Source organism: Paenibacillus sp. P2(2022) (assembly GCF_029522175.1).
Taxonomy (GTDB): Bacteria; Bacillota; Bacilli; order Paenibacillales; family Paenibacillaceae; genus Paenibacillus; species Paenibacillus polymyxa.
In genome coordinates, this window is the sequence record NZ_JAKWFI010000001.1 from 1,049,602 (window position 1) to 1,065,820 (window position 16,219).

Genomic DNA, 16,219 nt, shown 5'->3' on the forward strand with positions numbered 1-16,219 from the left:
GGAGGAAAATGAATGCTAAAATGTTGGGGGATACATACGAAAAAATCGGTAGCTGCACTCCTAGCGACGATGATGCTAACCGTAAGCGGCGGGACAGCGATGGCAGTCGAGAAGGACACGACAATTAAAAATGTAATTATTCTGATTCCAGACGGCATGGCTAATGACGCTACTGCATTGGCTAGATGGTACAAAGGATCATCCTTAACGTTAGACAGCATGGCAAGCGGGATGGTGCGTACACATTCTGCGGATGCACCGATTGCCGATTCTGCTCCGGCGGGTACAGCTTTTGCCACAGGACATAAATCACATACTGGGTATGTAGGCGTTCTTCCAGATGAAGCAACGATGCCCGGACAGCAACCGATCGCAGCAGGTGACGCCAAAAAGCCTGTAGCTTCCATTCTGGAGGCTTCCAAGCTAGCAGGGAAATCAACCGGAATTATTGCTACTTCGGAGATTATGCATGCGACACCAGCTGATTTTACCGCACATTATCCTGACCGCAAAAATTATGATGCACTCAGCATGCAACAAGCCTACAACGGAGTTGACGTTGTGTTAGGTGGAGGCGGCAAGTTTTTGGAGCCAGCAGGGCGTAAGGACGGCCAAGATTTAATTGCTCAAATTAAAGACCAGGGCTATGATTTTGTCACAACACCTGAAGGGCTGAAAAATTCGACCTCCAGCAAGCTCTGGGGCAGCTTTTCTCCTGAAGCTCTTGCATATGACCTGGATCGCGATGCATCGAAGGAACCTAGCTTGGCAGAAATGACAACGAAAGCCATTGATGTGTTATCCAAAAATGATAAAGGCTTTTTCTTAATGGTAGAGGGCAGTAAAGTGGATTGGGCTGCACATGCTAATGATCCAACGGGAATTATTAGTGACGTGCTTTCATTTGACGATGCAGTGAAGGTTGCTCTTGATTACGCCAAGCAAAACCAAAATACTGTCGTCGTAGCAGTGACAGACCACGGAAACGGTGGATTGACGATTGGTAGCAGTGATACAACTAGCAATTATGACAAAACGCCTTTAGCTTCTTTTATAGATCCATTGAAAAAAGCGAAGCTGACGGGTGAAGGCTTGGAATCCAAGCTGAATGCAGATCGCAGCAATATTAAAGAGGTGCTTTCCACGTATTTTGGCATCACCGATTTGTCAGACGAAGAAGTAAAAACAATTAAAGATGCCAAAGAAGGCAGCATGAACTATGCCGTCGGACCAATTATTAGCAAACGCGCCAATATTGGCTGGACTACAGGTGGACACACAGGGGGTGATGTCGTGTTGTACACGTACGCGCCGAACGGTGACCGTCCATCCGGTGTCATCGACAATACAGATGTAAATAAGTATATGACACGTGTACTTGGACTGGATTTGGATACAGTCAGCAAGCAACTGTTTGTTCCTGCAAAAGCCGCTTTTGAAGCTAAAGGAGCCAAGTTTACTGCGGACACGAAAGTCATTACGGTGACCAAAGGCAGTAACAAGCTGGAGCTTCCAGTATACAAAAATATTGCTACACTGAATGGTAAAAATTCTACGCTCAACGGTGTAGTCGTATTTAACGGCGTTGATTATTTTGTACCCCAGCAGGCGATTGATTTGATTCAGTGATAAATAGACCTATCGAGAGAAGCTGTTTCTTCCATAACGGAGGAACAGCTTTTTTTGTGTGTAGAGATGAATATGTAGTTTTTAAGGTGAGAATGAAATTGGGTTTCAGAAAATGGGATTTTTTGTGAAACTAGTCACGTTATATTCTCTCTGATGTTGCTAGAATAATACATGTACGATATAAGCCACTGATGATGTAAAGTCCGGATGGACGAGGGAAGAAGGGATGAGTCACGGACGAATTATTACTGCGTCTGGCTGATGGCAAGGAATGGACGCATACGGAAATGACGGAGCTGCTGACACGTCTGGATAGTGAGCCGACGCTACGAGCACAACTGCGCCAACTGGCAGCTCGCACCAAATTGGAGCGTTATGGCAAAGGTGTTTTTTTACGAGGATTAATTGAATTCTCAAGTATATGTCGTCAGGATTGCATGTACTGTGGGCTGCGTGCTTCGAATAAACAGGCAGACCGTTACCGTTTGCAACCGGAAGAAATTCTGGCCTGCTGCGCGGAGGGGTATGAACTGGGTTATCGGACCTTTGTTTTGCAAAGTGGGGAAGATTACTGGTTTACGGTTGCCCGGCTGACGAAACTAATTCGGGAAATTAAAAGCCGTTTTGCAGATGTGGCGGTTACATTGTCCATCGGTGAACGGGATGACGAAACTTATGAGCAACTATACGAGGCGGGCGCGGACCGTTTTTTGCTCCGGCATGAGACAGCTTCACCCAGTTTGTACGCCAAGCTGCATCCGACGATGACGATCGAAAGCAGGCGTAGCCGGCTGCTGGCTTTGCAACGGATCGGCTTTCAGATCGGGGCTGGATGTATGGTGGGATTGCCGGGACAAACGAACAGTGAATTAGCAGACGATTTGGTCTATTTGCATAGCCTGTCGCCAGATATGATCGGGATTGGCCCCTTTTTACCACATAGTAACACGCCGCTTCGTGAGGCCAGCCAGGGGAGCATGGAAAAGGCACTTGATATCATTTCATTATCCCGATTGGTCGTTCCAGATGCGCTTATTCCGGCATCCACGGCCATGGGAACGATTCATCCCCAGGGAAGGGAGAAGGCGCTTCAGGCGGGAGCGAATGTGGTGATGCCTAATTTGTCGCCACTGGCGGTGAGGCCCAAGTATGCGATTTATGAGAATAAAATATGTTTGGGCGATGAGTCTGCCCAATGTAGACATTGCTTGGAGCTGCGAATCCGTGGAGCGGGATTTGAAGTCGATATGGGGCGCGGCGATAGTTTGAGAGTGCAACGACAGCTTATGAGACAGGGTACCGTGTGAGAACGTGACGGAAACATTGCAGTAACCATAAATAAGGAGATGGGTATACGTGAGTGGAGTACGGGAGAAAGTGTCGGCAGATTTTATTAATGAAGCAGAGATTATGGCCGCAGTGGAGCAGGGGAAACAAGAGGCAACAAATCGACAACGCATTTTGGAAATTTTAGAAAAGGGTAGAGCCTGCCGCGGGCTGAATGCAAGTGAAGCGGCGGCTCTTTTGCATGTAGATGATCCTGAATTATTGAAAGAGATGTTCAAATCTTCGCGGGCCGTCAAAGAGCAGATTTATGGCAACCGGATTGTGCTGTTCGCTCCTTTATATGTAAGCAACCACTGCGTTAATAACTGCGAATATTGTGGGTATAAGCATACCAATGATAGCTTTACGCGTAGCCGCCTGACACCGGAGGAATTGGTGGAGGAGGTAAAAGTACTTCAAGAATTGGGACACAAGCGACTTGTATTAGAAGCGGGGGAAGATCCAGTCCATTGTCCCATTGATTATATCGTCGATTGTCTGCGCCAGATCTATGAGGTCAAGGTAGATAACGGCAGCATTCGGCGGATTAATGTGAATATTGCATCCACAACCGAGGAGGACTATCGGAAGCTGGCAGAGGTGGGTATTGGTACGTATATTTTATTTCAGGAAACGTATCATCGGGAGAGCTATCGCAAATTTCATCTGCAGGGACCCAAACGGGATTATGATTGGCACACCACCGCAATGGACCGGGCTATGCGTGCGGGTATAGATGATGTGGGGATCGGTGTGTTGTATGGCTTGTATGATTTCCGCTATGAAACTGTAGCCATGCTGAAACATGCCGAACACTTGGAAGAAACCTTTGGCTGCGGGCCTCACACGGTCTCGGTTCCACGATTGCGTCCGGCTGAAAATGTAGACCTGGAGCGGTATCCGTACCTGGTCAACGATGATGATTTTATGAAAATTGTATCCGTTCTTCGACTGGCTGTCCCTTATGCTGGGATGATCCTGTCTACGCGCGAGGAGCCGGAATATAGAGACCGTGTCATTGGTTTAGGCGTGTCACAGATTAGTGCTGGATCAGCTACAGGCGTAGGCGCCTATGCAAAACAGGAGACGGAAGATAAGCCTCAATTTGAGGTGGGAGACCATCGCTCTCCATCGGAAATTATTAAAAGTTTGTGCCGTGGCGGATATATGCCAAGCTACTGTACAGCTTGCTACCGTGAGGGACGAACCGGAGATCGCTTCATGGAACTTGCCAAATCCGGACAAATTCACAATGTGTGCCAGCCGAATTCGCTGCTGACCTTCCAAGAATATCTGCTGGATTATGGGGATGAGGAAGCACGTGAATTGGGAGCTGCTGCTCTGCGTGAAAATCTGGAGCGTATACCACGTGAATCAACGCGCCGTTTGACGCTTGACAGACTTGAACGATTAGAAGCAGGCGAGCGCGATTTGTATTTTTAGCAATTGATAATAATAGCATTTGAAAATAAAAAGCAGTCGCGTTGGAATCAGCGCGGCTGCTTTTGTATGTCTAGAGAAAAGAATATTAATGACGAGATTTTAAGAATAACTTCCTGCTTTAGCGGCTTGCTCCCAGGCCAGCATAGCAGATGGAAAGCATTCAATAGCCCGGGGGAAGACCCCCTGGACATAAGCGATAAACACACCATAGTTCACAATCGGCACGCCGGCCGCTTTCGTTTTAGACATTCGGTGAAGCATTGTACGCCGATTGAGCATACAGGCACCGCAATGAATAACCAATGCATATTCACTCAAATTATCAGGAAAGCTGGAGCCGGATGCATGCTCAATAATGAGGCGTTTACCTATCGTTTGACGCAGCCAACGAGGGATTTTTACTCGACCAATATCGTCAGATTGACATTGGTGAGTGCAGGCTTCCGCAATGAGCACACGGTCTCCATCCTTGAGGCGTTCAATGGCTCTTGCTCCTCGCACCAGTTCGTCCAGATCGCCTTTGTGACGGGCGAACAGAATGGAGAAAGAGGTAAGTGGTATATCCTTGGGCGTGTCGGCCGCAACTTTCATAAAGACCTGTGAATCGGTAATGACCAGGCTGGGCTTGCGTCCCAGTCGCTCCAGCGTCAAACGTAGCTCATGCTCTTTGGTCACGACAGCGATGGCATCGCTCTCTAGCGTATCACGGATCGTTTGCTGTTGCGGCAGAATCAATCGTCCCTTTGGTGCCGCTTTATCGATGGGAACCACCAGCACGACCAGATCGCCGGGTGACAACAGGTCACCTACGATACGAAAGCGATCTTCGTTTTGGGGGAGTGTATTTGTGATGGCCTTTTTCAGTTCTGCGTCCCCTCGGAGCACAGATGCACTGAAAGGAATCAGTGCGAGATTCAATTCGGTCTCCAGCGTTGCAGCCATTGAATCTGATTCAGCAAGGGTATCTATTTTATTCAGTACACCAATGACAGGAATCTTTTTGGTACGTAGCTTTTCGAGCAGCTCGTACTCGAATGGTCCGACTCCAACAGTGGCGTCGATGACCAGCAGAGCCAAGTCTGTACTATTAAGTATTTCTAGCGTTTTGTTGCGGCGCAGCTCCCCGATCTCACCCTCATCGTCCAGTCCGGCGGTATCCACCAGAACAATGGGACCCGCAGGAAGTAGCTCCATCGGCTTGAAAACAGGGTCAGTAGTCGTTCCTCCTATAGGTGATACCACAGCGGCGGGCTGGCCGGTCAAGGCGTTCAGAATGCTGGATTTGCCTGCATTTCGGCGACCAAGCAGAACGATATGTGGTCGGTTACTTCTTGGGGTATCATTCATTCCCATGGTGAGTTCCTTCTTCCTGCCCCGGAATTCCGGGCTTGGTTACGGTATAGGGATGGCACAATTGGTCAATCCGCGCACGGGTCAGCTGACCGCGATCCTCTGCAATATCCTCTGGTGTGCGACCCTGTGCAATGGCTGCTGATGCAATGGAAGCAGCTTCATCATAGCCAAGCTCAGCGACCAGCGCGGAGGCCATCACAGCTGAGCTGTGCAGATTAGCAGAGCAGCGTTCCTCCTGTACGATCAGACCGCGCACACACCGTTCCTCGAACAGTTGAACGGCATTGGTGAGAATATGCAGCGATTCCAGCAGCGATTCGGCAATCAACGGCAGGAACGCGTTCAGCTCCAGCTGTCCAGAGGCAGCAGCCATCGTGATAGCCGCATCTTCGGCCATCACACGCATCGCTGTCAATCCGGCCATTTCAGCCATTACCGGATTGACCTTGCCAGGCATAATAGAGGAACCAGCTTGGACCGGAGGTAGCATGTATTCACCGATACCACCGAAAGGACCAGAGGCTAGCAGACGAAAATCGCTAGATATTTTGAGCAGATTTACCGCGGCGGATTTAAGTAGACCTGACACCTCGACGAAGACATCCATATTTTGAATCGGGTCCATGGGGTGGTCGCTACGGCATAGCCCTAATCCAGTCTCGTCCGCCAGCTTTTCGACCATCCGGTAGCTGTAAGCCCGAGGCGCATTCATCCCTGTGCCAATCGCCGTGCCTCCAATAGGGATTTCTCGTAGCCGCTCTTCGGCTTTATAGAGGCGCCAACGGTCACGCCCTATAGCTTTTGCGTAGGCGCCAAAGCCTTGCCCGGCCATCAAAGGCAGGGCATCCATTAGCTGTGTGCGACCTAGCTTGAGCAGGTCGGCATATTCTATTTCTTTTTGCTGTAAAGCATTTTGTAACGAAGACATCGTGTCACACAAAGGGCGCAGCAGGCGTATCGCTGCAATTCGTAGCGCCGTCGGATATACATCATTCGTAGATTGGCAGCAGTTCACATCATCCAGCGGATGTACAAGCTCATATTGTCCTGGCTGCCCCCCCAGCTGTACGATGGCCAAATTAGCAATGACCTCATTTACGTTCATATGGGTACTGGTGCCTGCGCCGCCTTGCATGGCATCCACGGTAAACATATCTTGATGCCGTCCTGCGAGTAATTCATCGCAGGCATTTACAATGGCAGAGACCCGGTGGGCAGACAACCGGGTCTGCTCACCATTCACTTGAGCGGCGGTTTTTTTTACCAACACAAGAGCGTGAATCAGATTTCTGTTCACGGGCCTGCCGCTGACTGCAAAATTGTTCATCGCACGTGCGGTATGAATACCGTACAAGGCATCCATAGGAATTTTCATGTCTCCTAGTGCATCCCGTTCGGTCCGCATAACTTTGACCAGAGGAGAAGACGGAGTCATGTTATAGACCCGTCGCCGGAATGCGTGTCATATGCAGCAGCTGACGTGCACTTGCAGCTCGTTTTTCCTCAACCCGGGCATGAACCAGATCTGGCTCGACCAGCTTGAGGGCTTGAGTTGGACATTTTCCAATACAGGCCGGTCCGCCGTCCACACCTTCGCACAAATCACATTTGCTGGCAATCATGCGTTCTTTAGGTTGCAAACGACCCGACACATTGGTGTACAGTCCGTCTTGCACGACCGGCTGCCCGTCTCTGTATTGAGGCACCATGGTAATCGCACCGTAAGGGCAGGCGATCATACAGGTTTTACAGCCAATGCAGCTTTCGCTATTAATAAGAATGCAGCCGTCTGCGTTCGTAATGGAGCCGTTCGGACAGGCATTAGCACATGGAGCATCCTCACAGTGACGACACTGAACAGGTGCAGTGACTCCGAATGATTTGATCACCTGAAGGCGAGGGTGAAAATGAAACTCGTCATCTGGCGAGATAAAGGGGTTCTCCGGCGAATGTGCGATAACACAGGCGATTTCACAGGTGCGACAGCCGATACACTGATCGGGATCAGCTAAAACAAAGCGATTCATACAACTCGACTCCTCTCTAACTAACAGCAAAATATAATTTCTAATGATCATACTTATGTGTTGAGCGTACTAATGAATGGAATAATCGTTATGCCCTTTGACGGGCATATCATTGCTACGGCTCTGCTTGCCGGGTCCACGCTTTTGGAAGGTCGTGTGCAGCAGATGGTGCGATACATGACCTAGCGGCTCACCCAGAAATTCATCGTACAGCTTGATGATAAAAGGATTCTCATGCGATTTGCGCACCTGAGATGCAGCATCATGTCCGTAGATGGACGATTTACGCGCACGATAAGCCTCGATTTTTTGTTTTTCCAACATGAGCTTGGGTTGCCCTCCTCCGCTGATACAGCCGGCTGGACAGCCCATGACCTCAATAAAATGATAATCACATTCACCCGCCTGCACACGATCCAGGAGTTGGTAGGCATGTTGGAGTCCAGCAACGACTGCCACCTTGAGCTGCAGCTCGCCCACCTGTACCTCTGCTACTCGAATGCCTTCCTCGCCACGGACAAAATCCAGCTGGAGCTTGGGCAGCTTCTCATTCGTCAGCAGCTCATACCCTGTGCGGATGGCAGCTTCCATAACTCCTCCAGTTACCCCAAAAATAGTACCTGCTCCTGAATATTGACCTAGCGGTGCATCAAATTCTTCATCAGGCAGGTTCATAAAATCAATGCCGCGCTGCTTGATCCAGTATGCCAGCTCACGCGTGGTCAGCACCTCATCCACATCACGATAACCGTCGGATTCCATTTCGGGACGATCGCATTCAAATTGTTTACAGGTACATGGCATGATCGCGACACTATAAATATTCGCAGGTTCCACCTCATCCAGCTGTGCACCATAGGTCTTGATCAGCGCTCCCACCATTTGCATTGGCGATTTGCAGCTGGATAGATGGTCTAGCAGATCGGGGTATTCAATCTCGGCAAAACGGACCCAAGCTGGACAGCAGGATGTGAACATCGGCAACGGTCCACCTTGGGTTACGCGGCGAATCAGCTCAGTGCCTTCTTCCATGATGGTTACATCAGCACCGAAATTCGTATCATATACTCGATCAAAACCGAGGCGACGAAGGGCAGCGGCCATTTTGCCGGGCGTCAGGGTACCAAACGGCATACCAAATTCCTCTGCGAGTGACACGCGAATGGCTGGGGCGCACTGCACGATTCGAAGCTGTCCTGGCTTCTTCATCATGTCAGCTACCTTATTCAGGTTATAGCTATAATAGGCAGCAAATAGCGGTTCGCCGATGTCGGCAGGCATATCGCGTTCACGTATACGTTCCTGTCGTCTGATGGCGGCTACCTGTGGAGATGAATCTGCCCAATCTGAGGCGTACACGCTGCATATTTGCACACATTGACCACAAATAACACAGCGGTCTGCGTTCACGGTTTGAGGTTCTCCAGGCAGTCCCTCTATGGCATCTACCGGACAAACACCCGCACAGCGTCTGCATCCAGTGCAGAGCGTTGGGTCAATATGAATGACGGGGTCTGTAGAATCAGACGTCCTCATACAAGGAGGCGAAGAGATCTTGTCTGTTGTTGACATGTTTTTCTACCTTTCTGCGGCTGATTTTGACCTTACAGGCGTGGGAAAAAGACTTCCCGCCGAGGCTCTGGAGGCGAGTCGGATATACCATTGGCCAGCCGTAGCACATGATTTGGACAGGCTTCTACACAAGCAGGCTGTCCGTTCTCTGTTTCCGCGCACAGATCGCATTTGCTTGCCGCAGTGCGGGGAAGCGCGGTTCGATTTGCACGGTGAGTCAGGCCGGACTGCGTGATAACGTGCCCGGCTCGATAGACCGGAGACACCTCGATTGCCCCGAAGGGGCAGGCCAAAACACAGGAGGTGCAGCCGATGCATCGTTCCTCATCAATCATGACTACGCCGTCCTCCTGACGAATGGCCTGCACCGGACAGGCATGTGCACAGGGGGCATTCTCACAATGCCGGCATTGCACCGGCACATACGTATCCCCAGCTCGCACTACATACACCTTGGGCACCACAGGCACGCTGACGGTTCCGATCGAAGCGCCTATGCCGCTCGCCTGACCGTGAACGGCAAAGCAAGCCAGTTCGCAGGCTTTGCAGCCAATACATTGCCCGCCATCCGCAACGACGAAAGAGGAGGCAACAGCACTTGTTCTATTGGCTGAACCCATTCTGCTCGTCGAACGGTTCAGCGTGTTTCGTACGCCGCTCATCTTGTCACCTTGTCAGCTAGAACGGCTTCCTGAACGTTCATCTGTCTGCGAATCTTTTGGTACGATTCATGTACATCACGTTCAGCCTGCGCTTGGTCGGCAATCCGTTCCAACCGGATGGCGCAGTATTTCAATTCTGGGGTTTTGGATACCGGATCGAGAAAATCGGCGGTTAACTCGTTACATGCTCCGACCCACCAGTGATAGGTCATGTAGGTCGCACCTTGTTGCACACGGTCACTGATTTGTGCCCGCGCCATGATGCGTCCCCGACGGGAGGAGATGGCAACAATTTCGCCATCCAGAATATTCAGATCTGCTCCGTCTTCTGGGCTAATCTGAATAAATCCAGGCTCATCAGACAACTGGCGTAATGCACGGCAATTCCCAGTCATCGTACGCACCGAGTAATGACCTACCTCACGGACTGTAGATAAGACAAGCGGGAATTGCGCATCCGGCTGTTCTTGCGGCGGGCGCCATTCGCAGGCGAATAATCGTCCTTTACCACTAGGTGTGGAAAATTGATTGCCTTTGTACAAATACGGTGTACCTGGATGATCCTCTGTAGGGCAGGGCCATTGCACGCCGCCTTGTTCCTCCATTTTCTGGTAGCTGGCACCAGCGAATAAAGGACTGAGGCTTCGCATTTCATCCCAAATTTCCTCTGTGTTCGCATAGGACATAGGGTAGCCCATGGCGGTAGCAACCTCACTAATGATGGCCCAGTCAGGCTTTACATCACCTTGCGGCTCGACGGCCTTACGGATACGCTGAAAGCCCCGATCTGCCGAAGAATACACCCCGTCATGCTCGCCCCAAGAGGTAGAAGGGAGGATGACATCCGCGTGCAGCGCCGTTTTGTTCATGAAAATATCCTGCACCACGACAAATTCCAATTGTTCTAGCGCTTCACGCAGCTCGGCAGCGTTCGGATCACTCTGTACAGGGTCTTCGCCGAAAATATAATAAGCCTTCAGCTTGTTCTCTTTCAGGATGAGATGCGGTACTTCTGTAAGTGAATATCCTTTTTTACGCGGTAGCTCAACACCCCATGCTTTTTCAAACTTTTTGCGAACTGCGGTGTCAATGACATCCTGGTAACCAGGATACACATTAGGTAATGCACCCATGTCGCAGGAGCCCTGAACATTGTTTTGTCCACGTACAGGTCCAATACCTACATTTGGCTTGCCCAGATTTCCGGTCAGTAGGGCAAGGGAAGCAAGCCCTTTTACCACATCAACAGCCTGTGAAAATTGACATACACCCATTCCGTACAGAATTGTAGCGGTAGGAGCCTTGGCATATTCCCTCATAGCCGCCCGAATGTCAGCCGCCTTGACACCTGTGATGCCTTCTGCATATTCGGGCGTATATTTTTTAATGCTATCTACGTATTCGGCAAAGCCTTCTGTGTTTGCTTCCACATATCTTTTGTCGTACAGCCCTTCATGCACTAGCACATGACCAAAAGCGTTCACCAAAGCCATGTTCGAGCCGCCTTTTAGAGGTAGCCACATATCTGAAATGCGTCCAGTTTCAGTCATGCGTGGATCACATACAATAATTTTGGCACCTCGTTGCTTGGCTGCTACGATGCGTCTTGCGACGATTGGATGCGTTTCGGGCGCGTTGTATCCAAATACGAATATGAGATCAGAGTGTTCAATTTCAGGAATAGAGTTGGACATAGCCCCGTCCCCGAGCGAGTAAGTCAAACCTGCTACAGAAGGGCCGTGGCATACACGAGCGCAATGATCAATATTGTTGGTGCCAATGACTGCCCGCATGAATTTTTGCATAACATAATTGGCTTCATTTCCCGGACCGCGTGCGGAGCCCGTCCCCATGATAGAGTCAGGACCATACTTTTCCTTAATTGCTGACAGTCGTTCGGCAGTATACTGAATGGCTTCATTCCACTCCACTTCCTCCATGACTCCATTTTTGCGAATCATGGGCTTGCGCAAGCGTGCAGTCAGAATCTGTGGATCATTCAGAAAATCCCACCCATAATGTCCTTTCAAACACAATGTTCCTTCATTTGTACGACCATTAGCCGGCTCTGCGCCAATTACCTGTCCTTTGTCCACTAGCAAATGAAGCTGACAACCGCTTCCGCAGTAGGGACATACTGTTAATACCTTGTCTGCCATGAGTGCAGCACCTCTTTTTATATGAAATAGATGAAACTCGTAACATGAAAAAAAGCCAATACAAAAATGCCGCTTCACGCTGCATCCTGTACTGGCTTATCCGCGAGCGAGGAGATAATCTCCTTCCCGCTAATCCAACCGGGGTATGTGTTGTAGTTCAAGAGTAATGATAATATGTCCGTCTCCATGGACGGAGGGGCAGACCTCCCAAGTGTAAGTGAAGGGACTGCCAAGTGTTTTTTCGGCTTCCCTCATAAACTCCTTTTCCAGATAAGGACGAAGGACGTTCCAGTAATCACTGACCTTTTCCACAGCGCCTTCATGAACGAGAATTTCGGACAGATTAGACAAAGTACCCTGGATCTCTACTGTAACTCGGAGTGGTGAGTTGAGAGAAACCTTAACGTTGTCCGGTCCTTTTCCTCGGTAATGCTTGACAATACATACGGCCAGCTTCCTGATGCGCTCACGGTATTCCAATTCGGTATTCAACATCTGGACACTCCGCTTCGAATCAAAATAAAGGCGTACTTGCCGCACATGCCAGACAGCCTCTGTAGCTAATTTAGAAAAGGAAGTAGACGTCCCAACCAAAATGGTCTGCCCAGCACGGCGTATCACTCTTCTATGGTAGAACAGGTTGACCCGGAAAGATGTGAAATTCATTACACCTAACCAAAATTTTACATAGTTTAGATTGGAGATAGGTGTGCTGGGAATTTAGCGAGCGAGGAAATCTACATACTAGCAAATACATTGACCGAGGAAAAGTATGGATGATATAATCAAAAAAGGAAAAATCATTGGGTATTATTGAGCCGTATTTAAATGGGCTTTTCTAAGTGCTAGTTTTGTAAGCGCGTACAATGATTATTTTCCCTACATAACACGGAGGAGGCGATCAATAGATTCATTTTATCCAAATAAGTGTCTTTCTTTTTTTTTTGTTTTTATGCAACCGGTTGCACGATTTACCCACTAAATTTTATCAGGAGGGTGTTAACTTGCTAAGAAAAAAAACAGGGAGTTTTATTTCTTGGTTGATTATATTGTCGCTTTGCTTGAACTTCTTCGGTTTACCTAGTGGTGCTTCGGCCAGTAATACAGATTATACAGCAACCTATATGAATTCCACAGTGAATGCTCTTCCATTGCCAACCGCATCGGCTGCTACTTCTACCGTTAGTGCAACATATGCACCTTTAGCAACACCTACAGCAACTCAAAACGGATTAACGGTTCACTTTAAGAAGCCTTCAAACTGGAATTCAACAATTCGAATCCATTACTGGAATTTGAATCCGTCAACCGTTCCGATTAGTGGGGCGTGGCCAGGAATTCTGATGAAGTCGGACGGAAACGACTGGTATAGCTATACTATTGCCGAGGCGACAGGCTCAAGTCTCATTTTTAATGACAGTAGTGGCAAACAGACGGCCGACTTGTCTCGCAGTGTGAAAGAGGGTTGGTATTACACGGATAATGTATGGTATGATGCCAACCCGGAAACTCCAAAAATTCCGGCGGTTTCCATCTCTCCCGTGCCGAAAACATACGATTCGGCTCAAACGGTAACGCTTTCCAGCACTAACAGTAGCGACAAGATTTATTATACGGTAGACGGTTCGACACCTACGACCTCCTCGACCTTGTATACCACTCCAATTCAGGTTGCTTCCTCTTTGACTATCAAGGCCATCGCCGTCAATTCAATCGGTCAAACCGGAAATGCATCCTCTTTCGATTATGTAATTGACCTGAATGCCGATCTGCAAGCTCCGACAATCACAGCGAATTTGCCTGCCGGGCATTCCGGTTCCTCTGTGACTGTATCCTTCAACCTGAAAGATAACAAGGCGGCAACGACCAAGGCATACTACACGGAGGATGGTACGGAACCGACCACAAGCTCAAAAGTCTACATCCTCGGTAACGCATTGGCCGGATTGACCGGGCCATCCATCCTTATCTCCAAGACCACGACATTAAAATTTCTTGTTATAGACGGTGCTGGAAATCAAACCAAACAGAGCTTTGTTTATAATATTGGAGACAAAGGTGATTTTCGGGAAGACACTATTTACTTCGTGATTACTTCCCGGTTCTATGACGGTGATCCAAGCAACAATGTGCACGCATGGGATGATGCCAAGGCGCGTAATCCAGATTCAGACCCTGCTTGGAGAGGAGATTTTAAGGGGCTGATTCAGAAACTCGATTATATCAAAGCCCTCGGATTTAGTGCCATCTGGATTACACCTGTTGTGCAGAATGCCAGCGGTTATGATTATCATGGTTACCATGCTATAAATTTTGCCAAAGTAGACCCAAGGTATGAATCGGCGGGAGCTTCTTATCAGGATTTGATCAATGCAGCCCATGCCAAAGGGCTGAAGGTCATTCAGGACATCGTCGTCAATCATACCGGCAATTTTGGTGAAGAGAATCTGTACCCCATGTTTAAGAAAGATCCGGCTAAACCGGATACCGGTAACAACTTGGTGAAAACTACGGATAAGCTGCCGCCAAACTATGATTCCATGACACCCGATCAGCAGTATCAGGCAAGGCTCGCTCTAATGAAGAATACGGAAACGAACAATAACATTTACCATACAGAGAAAAGTCTTTCCTGGGAATCCTATACTGTTCAGACTGGTCAGATAGCGGGAGATTGCGTGGATTTGAATACAGAAAACCCTGCAGTTAACAAATATTTAATTGATACTTACAATCACTATATAGACATGGGTGTGGACGCTTTCCGTGTCGATACAGTGAAGCATGTGAGCCGGTATATTTTCAATAAATACTATATTCCTGCCTGGAAGACAAGAGGAGGCTCGGATTTCTATGTTTTTGGAGAAGTAGCCACCCGGTACAGAGATGTTTGGAACAGCGGAATTCCAGCGATCTCAACACCATTCTATACTTGGAAGGCTTCAAAATCGTATCCGGGCGATGGGAAAAATGACTATGCCTCTAATAAAATGTCGGTTGAACAAGAGTGGGCGGATAACTCTACTACAGCAGGACAGCCAACCTCGAACAATGCTTTCTTAATCGGCAATACCTATCATACACCTGACTATTCGAGGAAATCGGGCATGGATGTGATTGATTTCCCGATGCATTGGGCATTCAAGACCGCGCATGAAGCCTTTAATATGAGAAGTGGCGACCAATACTATAATGATGCTACGTGGAATGTAACCTATGTCGACTCGCATGACTATGCGCCTGATCAGGCTCCGGAAAATCAAAGATTTGCGGGCACACAAGATACTTGGGCCGAGAATCTTGACCTGATGTTCACCTTCCGCGGAATACCCGCCATCTTCTATGGCTCCGAAATTGAATTTCAAAAGGGGGCAGTCATTGATCCGGGTCCAAACGCACCGTTAAGCAAAACGGGACGGGCTTATTACGGGGATCACATAGAAGGCAGTGTTATGGTACAAGATTATGGCAAATACACAAACGCTACTGGCACGCTTGCGGAATCACTCAACCATCCTCTGGCGAAACATATCAGACAGCTAAATTTAATTAGAAGAGCTGTTCCTGCCTTGCAAAAAGGCCAGTATTCTACAGAGAATGTAACGGGCAATCTTGCGTTTAAAAGAAGATATACCGACAGCGCCAAAGGCATTGACAGTTTTGCGTTGGTCACCATTTCAGGAAATGCAACATTTTCCGGGATTCCGAACGGAACCTATGTGGATGCAGTGACCGGTGATTCCAAAACCGTTACGGATGGCAAAATCACCTTAACTTGCTCCGGTAAAGGAAATGCAAGGGTATATGTATTGAATGGCAGTGGTGGAATTGGAGAAACGGGAACCTATTTGAAGTAAACTGTCAGCGGAAGTTGACGTTGTACGATATGGAGAAACACTGAATCTCAAGGTTTAACAGAAAACTATAATGATATAAAAATAGAGTCATACCAAAGGTCGAAAGGAAAAATAACCTTCGGCCTTTGGTGTGTTAATCTTCCAAGATACATAGCTCTCGGGGCAAATGTTGGTTAGAAAACTAGGGGGAT

General features: G+C 48.6%; 11 protein-coding genes. 4 read left to right on the top strand and 7 right to left on the bottom strand.

From position 1 onward, the window contains the following. Positions 1-12: 12 nt before the first annotated feature. The 3 genes from MMB75_RS04600 (at position 13) to hydG (ending at position 4,398) form a co-directional block, all read left to right on the top strand. Complete coding sequence (locus tag MMB75_RS04600) at positions 13-1,629, top strand: alkaline phosphatase (protein WP_019687829.1); 1,617 nt, start codon at positions 13-15, stop codon at positions 1,627-1,629. A gap of 254 nt (positions 1,630-1,883) precedes the next feature. Continuing rightward, entirely contained in the window at positions 1,884-2,936 is a 1,053-nt protein-coding gene (gene hydE / locus MMB75_RS04605) for a [FeFe] hydrogenase H-cluster radical SAM maturase HydE (protein ID WP_268989458.1), read from the top strand. A gap of 49 nt (positions 2,937-2,985) precedes the next feature. Further along, positions 2,986-4,398, top strand: coding sequence for a [FeFe] hydrogenase H-cluster radical SAM maturase HydG (gene hydG, locus MMB75_RS04610; RefSeq protein WP_045244464.1), 1,413 nt, complete (start codon positions 2,986-2,988; stop codon positions 4,396-4,398). A 99-nt stretch (positions 4,399-4,497) separates the two neighbouring features. On the opposite strand, the gene hydF is transcribed toward hydG, so the two are convergent. From hydF to MMB75_RS04645, 7 genes are all read right to left on the bottom strand, one after another. Continuing rightward, positions 4,498-5,751 carry a [FeFe] hydrogenase H-cluster maturation GTPase HydF gene (gene hydF, locus MMB75_RS04615; RefSeq protein ID WP_045244465.1) on the bottom strand — a complete coding sequence of 418 codons (1,254 nt, stop codon included), beginning with the start codon at positions 5,749-5,751 and terminating at the stop codon, positions 4,498-4,500. Further along, positions 5,738-7,186, bottom strand: coding sequence for an aspartate ammonia-lyase (locus MMB75_RS04620; protein ID WP_080942675.1), 1,449 nt, complete (start codon positions 7,184-7,186; stop codon positions 5,738-5,740). Before MMB75_RS04620 ends, hydF begins: the two co-directional genes overlap by 14 nt. A gap of 1 nt (position 7,187) precedes the next feature. Beyond that, positions 7,188-7,778 (bottom strand): 4Fe-4S dicluster domain-containing protein, encoded by a 591-nt coding sequence (locus tag MMB75_RS04625; protein WP_016822146.1) that lies wholly within the window; start codon positions 7,776-7,778, stop codon positions 7,188-7,190. A 69-nt stretch (positions 7,779-7,847) separates the two neighbouring features. Further along, positions 7,848-9,350: a [FeFe] hydrogenase, group A gene (locus MMB75_RS04630; protein WP_230681879.1), complete on the bottom strand. Its 1,503-nt coding sequence runs from the start codon at positions 9,348-9,350 to the stop codon at positions 7,848-7,850. Positions 9,351-9,382: 32 nt separating this feature from the next. After that, complete coding sequence (locus tag MMB75_RS04635) at positions 9,383-9,802, bottom strand: 4Fe-4S dicluster domain-containing protein (RefSeq protein WP_275791495.1); 420 nt, start codon at positions 9,800-9,802, stop codon at positions 9,383-9,385. Positions 9,803-10,008: 206 nt separating this feature from the next. Next, on the bottom strand, positions 10,009-12,171 hold the full coding sequence (gene fdhF / locus MMB75_RS04640; RefSeq protein ID WP_045244468.1) for a formate dehydrogenase subunit alpha: 2,163 nt from the start codon (positions 12,169-12,171) through the stop codon (positions 10,009-10,011). A gap of 129 nt (positions 12,172-12,300) precedes the next feature. Then, complete coding sequence (locus tag MMB75_RS04645; protein ID WP_225164765.1) at positions 12,301-12,837, bottom strand: hypothetical protein; 537 nt, start codon at positions 12,835-12,837, stop codon at positions 12,301-12,303. Between the two features lie 338 nt (positions 12,838-13,175). Here MMB75_RS04645 and MMB75_RS04650 point away from each other — a divergent pair, with 338 nt between their 5' ends. Continuing rightward, complete coding sequence (locus MMB75_RS04650; RefSeq protein ID WP_017427581.1) at positions 13,176-16,028, top strand: alpha-amylase family glycosyl hydrolase; 2,853 nt, start codon at positions 13,176-13,178, stop codon at positions 16,026-16,028. Positions 16,029-16,219: the final 191 nt, after the last annotated feature.

Bases quoted from the DNA above. Each gene is read 5' to 3' on its own strand.
- MMB75_RS04600 (WP_019687829.1), top strand. From the start codon at position 13: ATGCTAAAATGTTGGGGGATACATACGAAAAAATCGGTAGCTGCACTC.
- hydF (WP_045244465.1), bottom strand. From the start codon at position 5,751: ATGGGAATGAATGATACCCCAAGAAGTAACCGACCACATATCGTTCTG.
- MMB75_RS04620 (WP_080942675.1), bottom strand. From the start codon at position 7,186: ATGACTCCGTCTTCTCCTCTGGTCAAAGTTATGCGGACCGAACGGGAT.
- MMB75_RS04625 (WP_016822146.1), bottom strand. From the start codon at position 7,778: ATGAATCGCTTTGTTTTAGCTGATCCCGATCAGTGTATCGGCTGTCGC.
- MMB75_RS04630 (WP_230681879.1), bottom strand. From the start codon at position 9,350: ATGTCAACAACAGACAAGATCTCTTCGCCTCCTTGTATGAGGACGTCT.
- fdhF (WP_045244468.1), bottom strand. From the start codon at position 12,171: ATGGCAGACAAGGTATTAACAGTATGTCCCTACTGCGGAAGCGGTTGT.
- MMB75_RS04645 (WP_225164765.1), bottom strand. From the start codon at position 12,837: ATGAATTTCACATCTTTCCGGGTCAACCTGTTCTACCATAGAAGAGTG.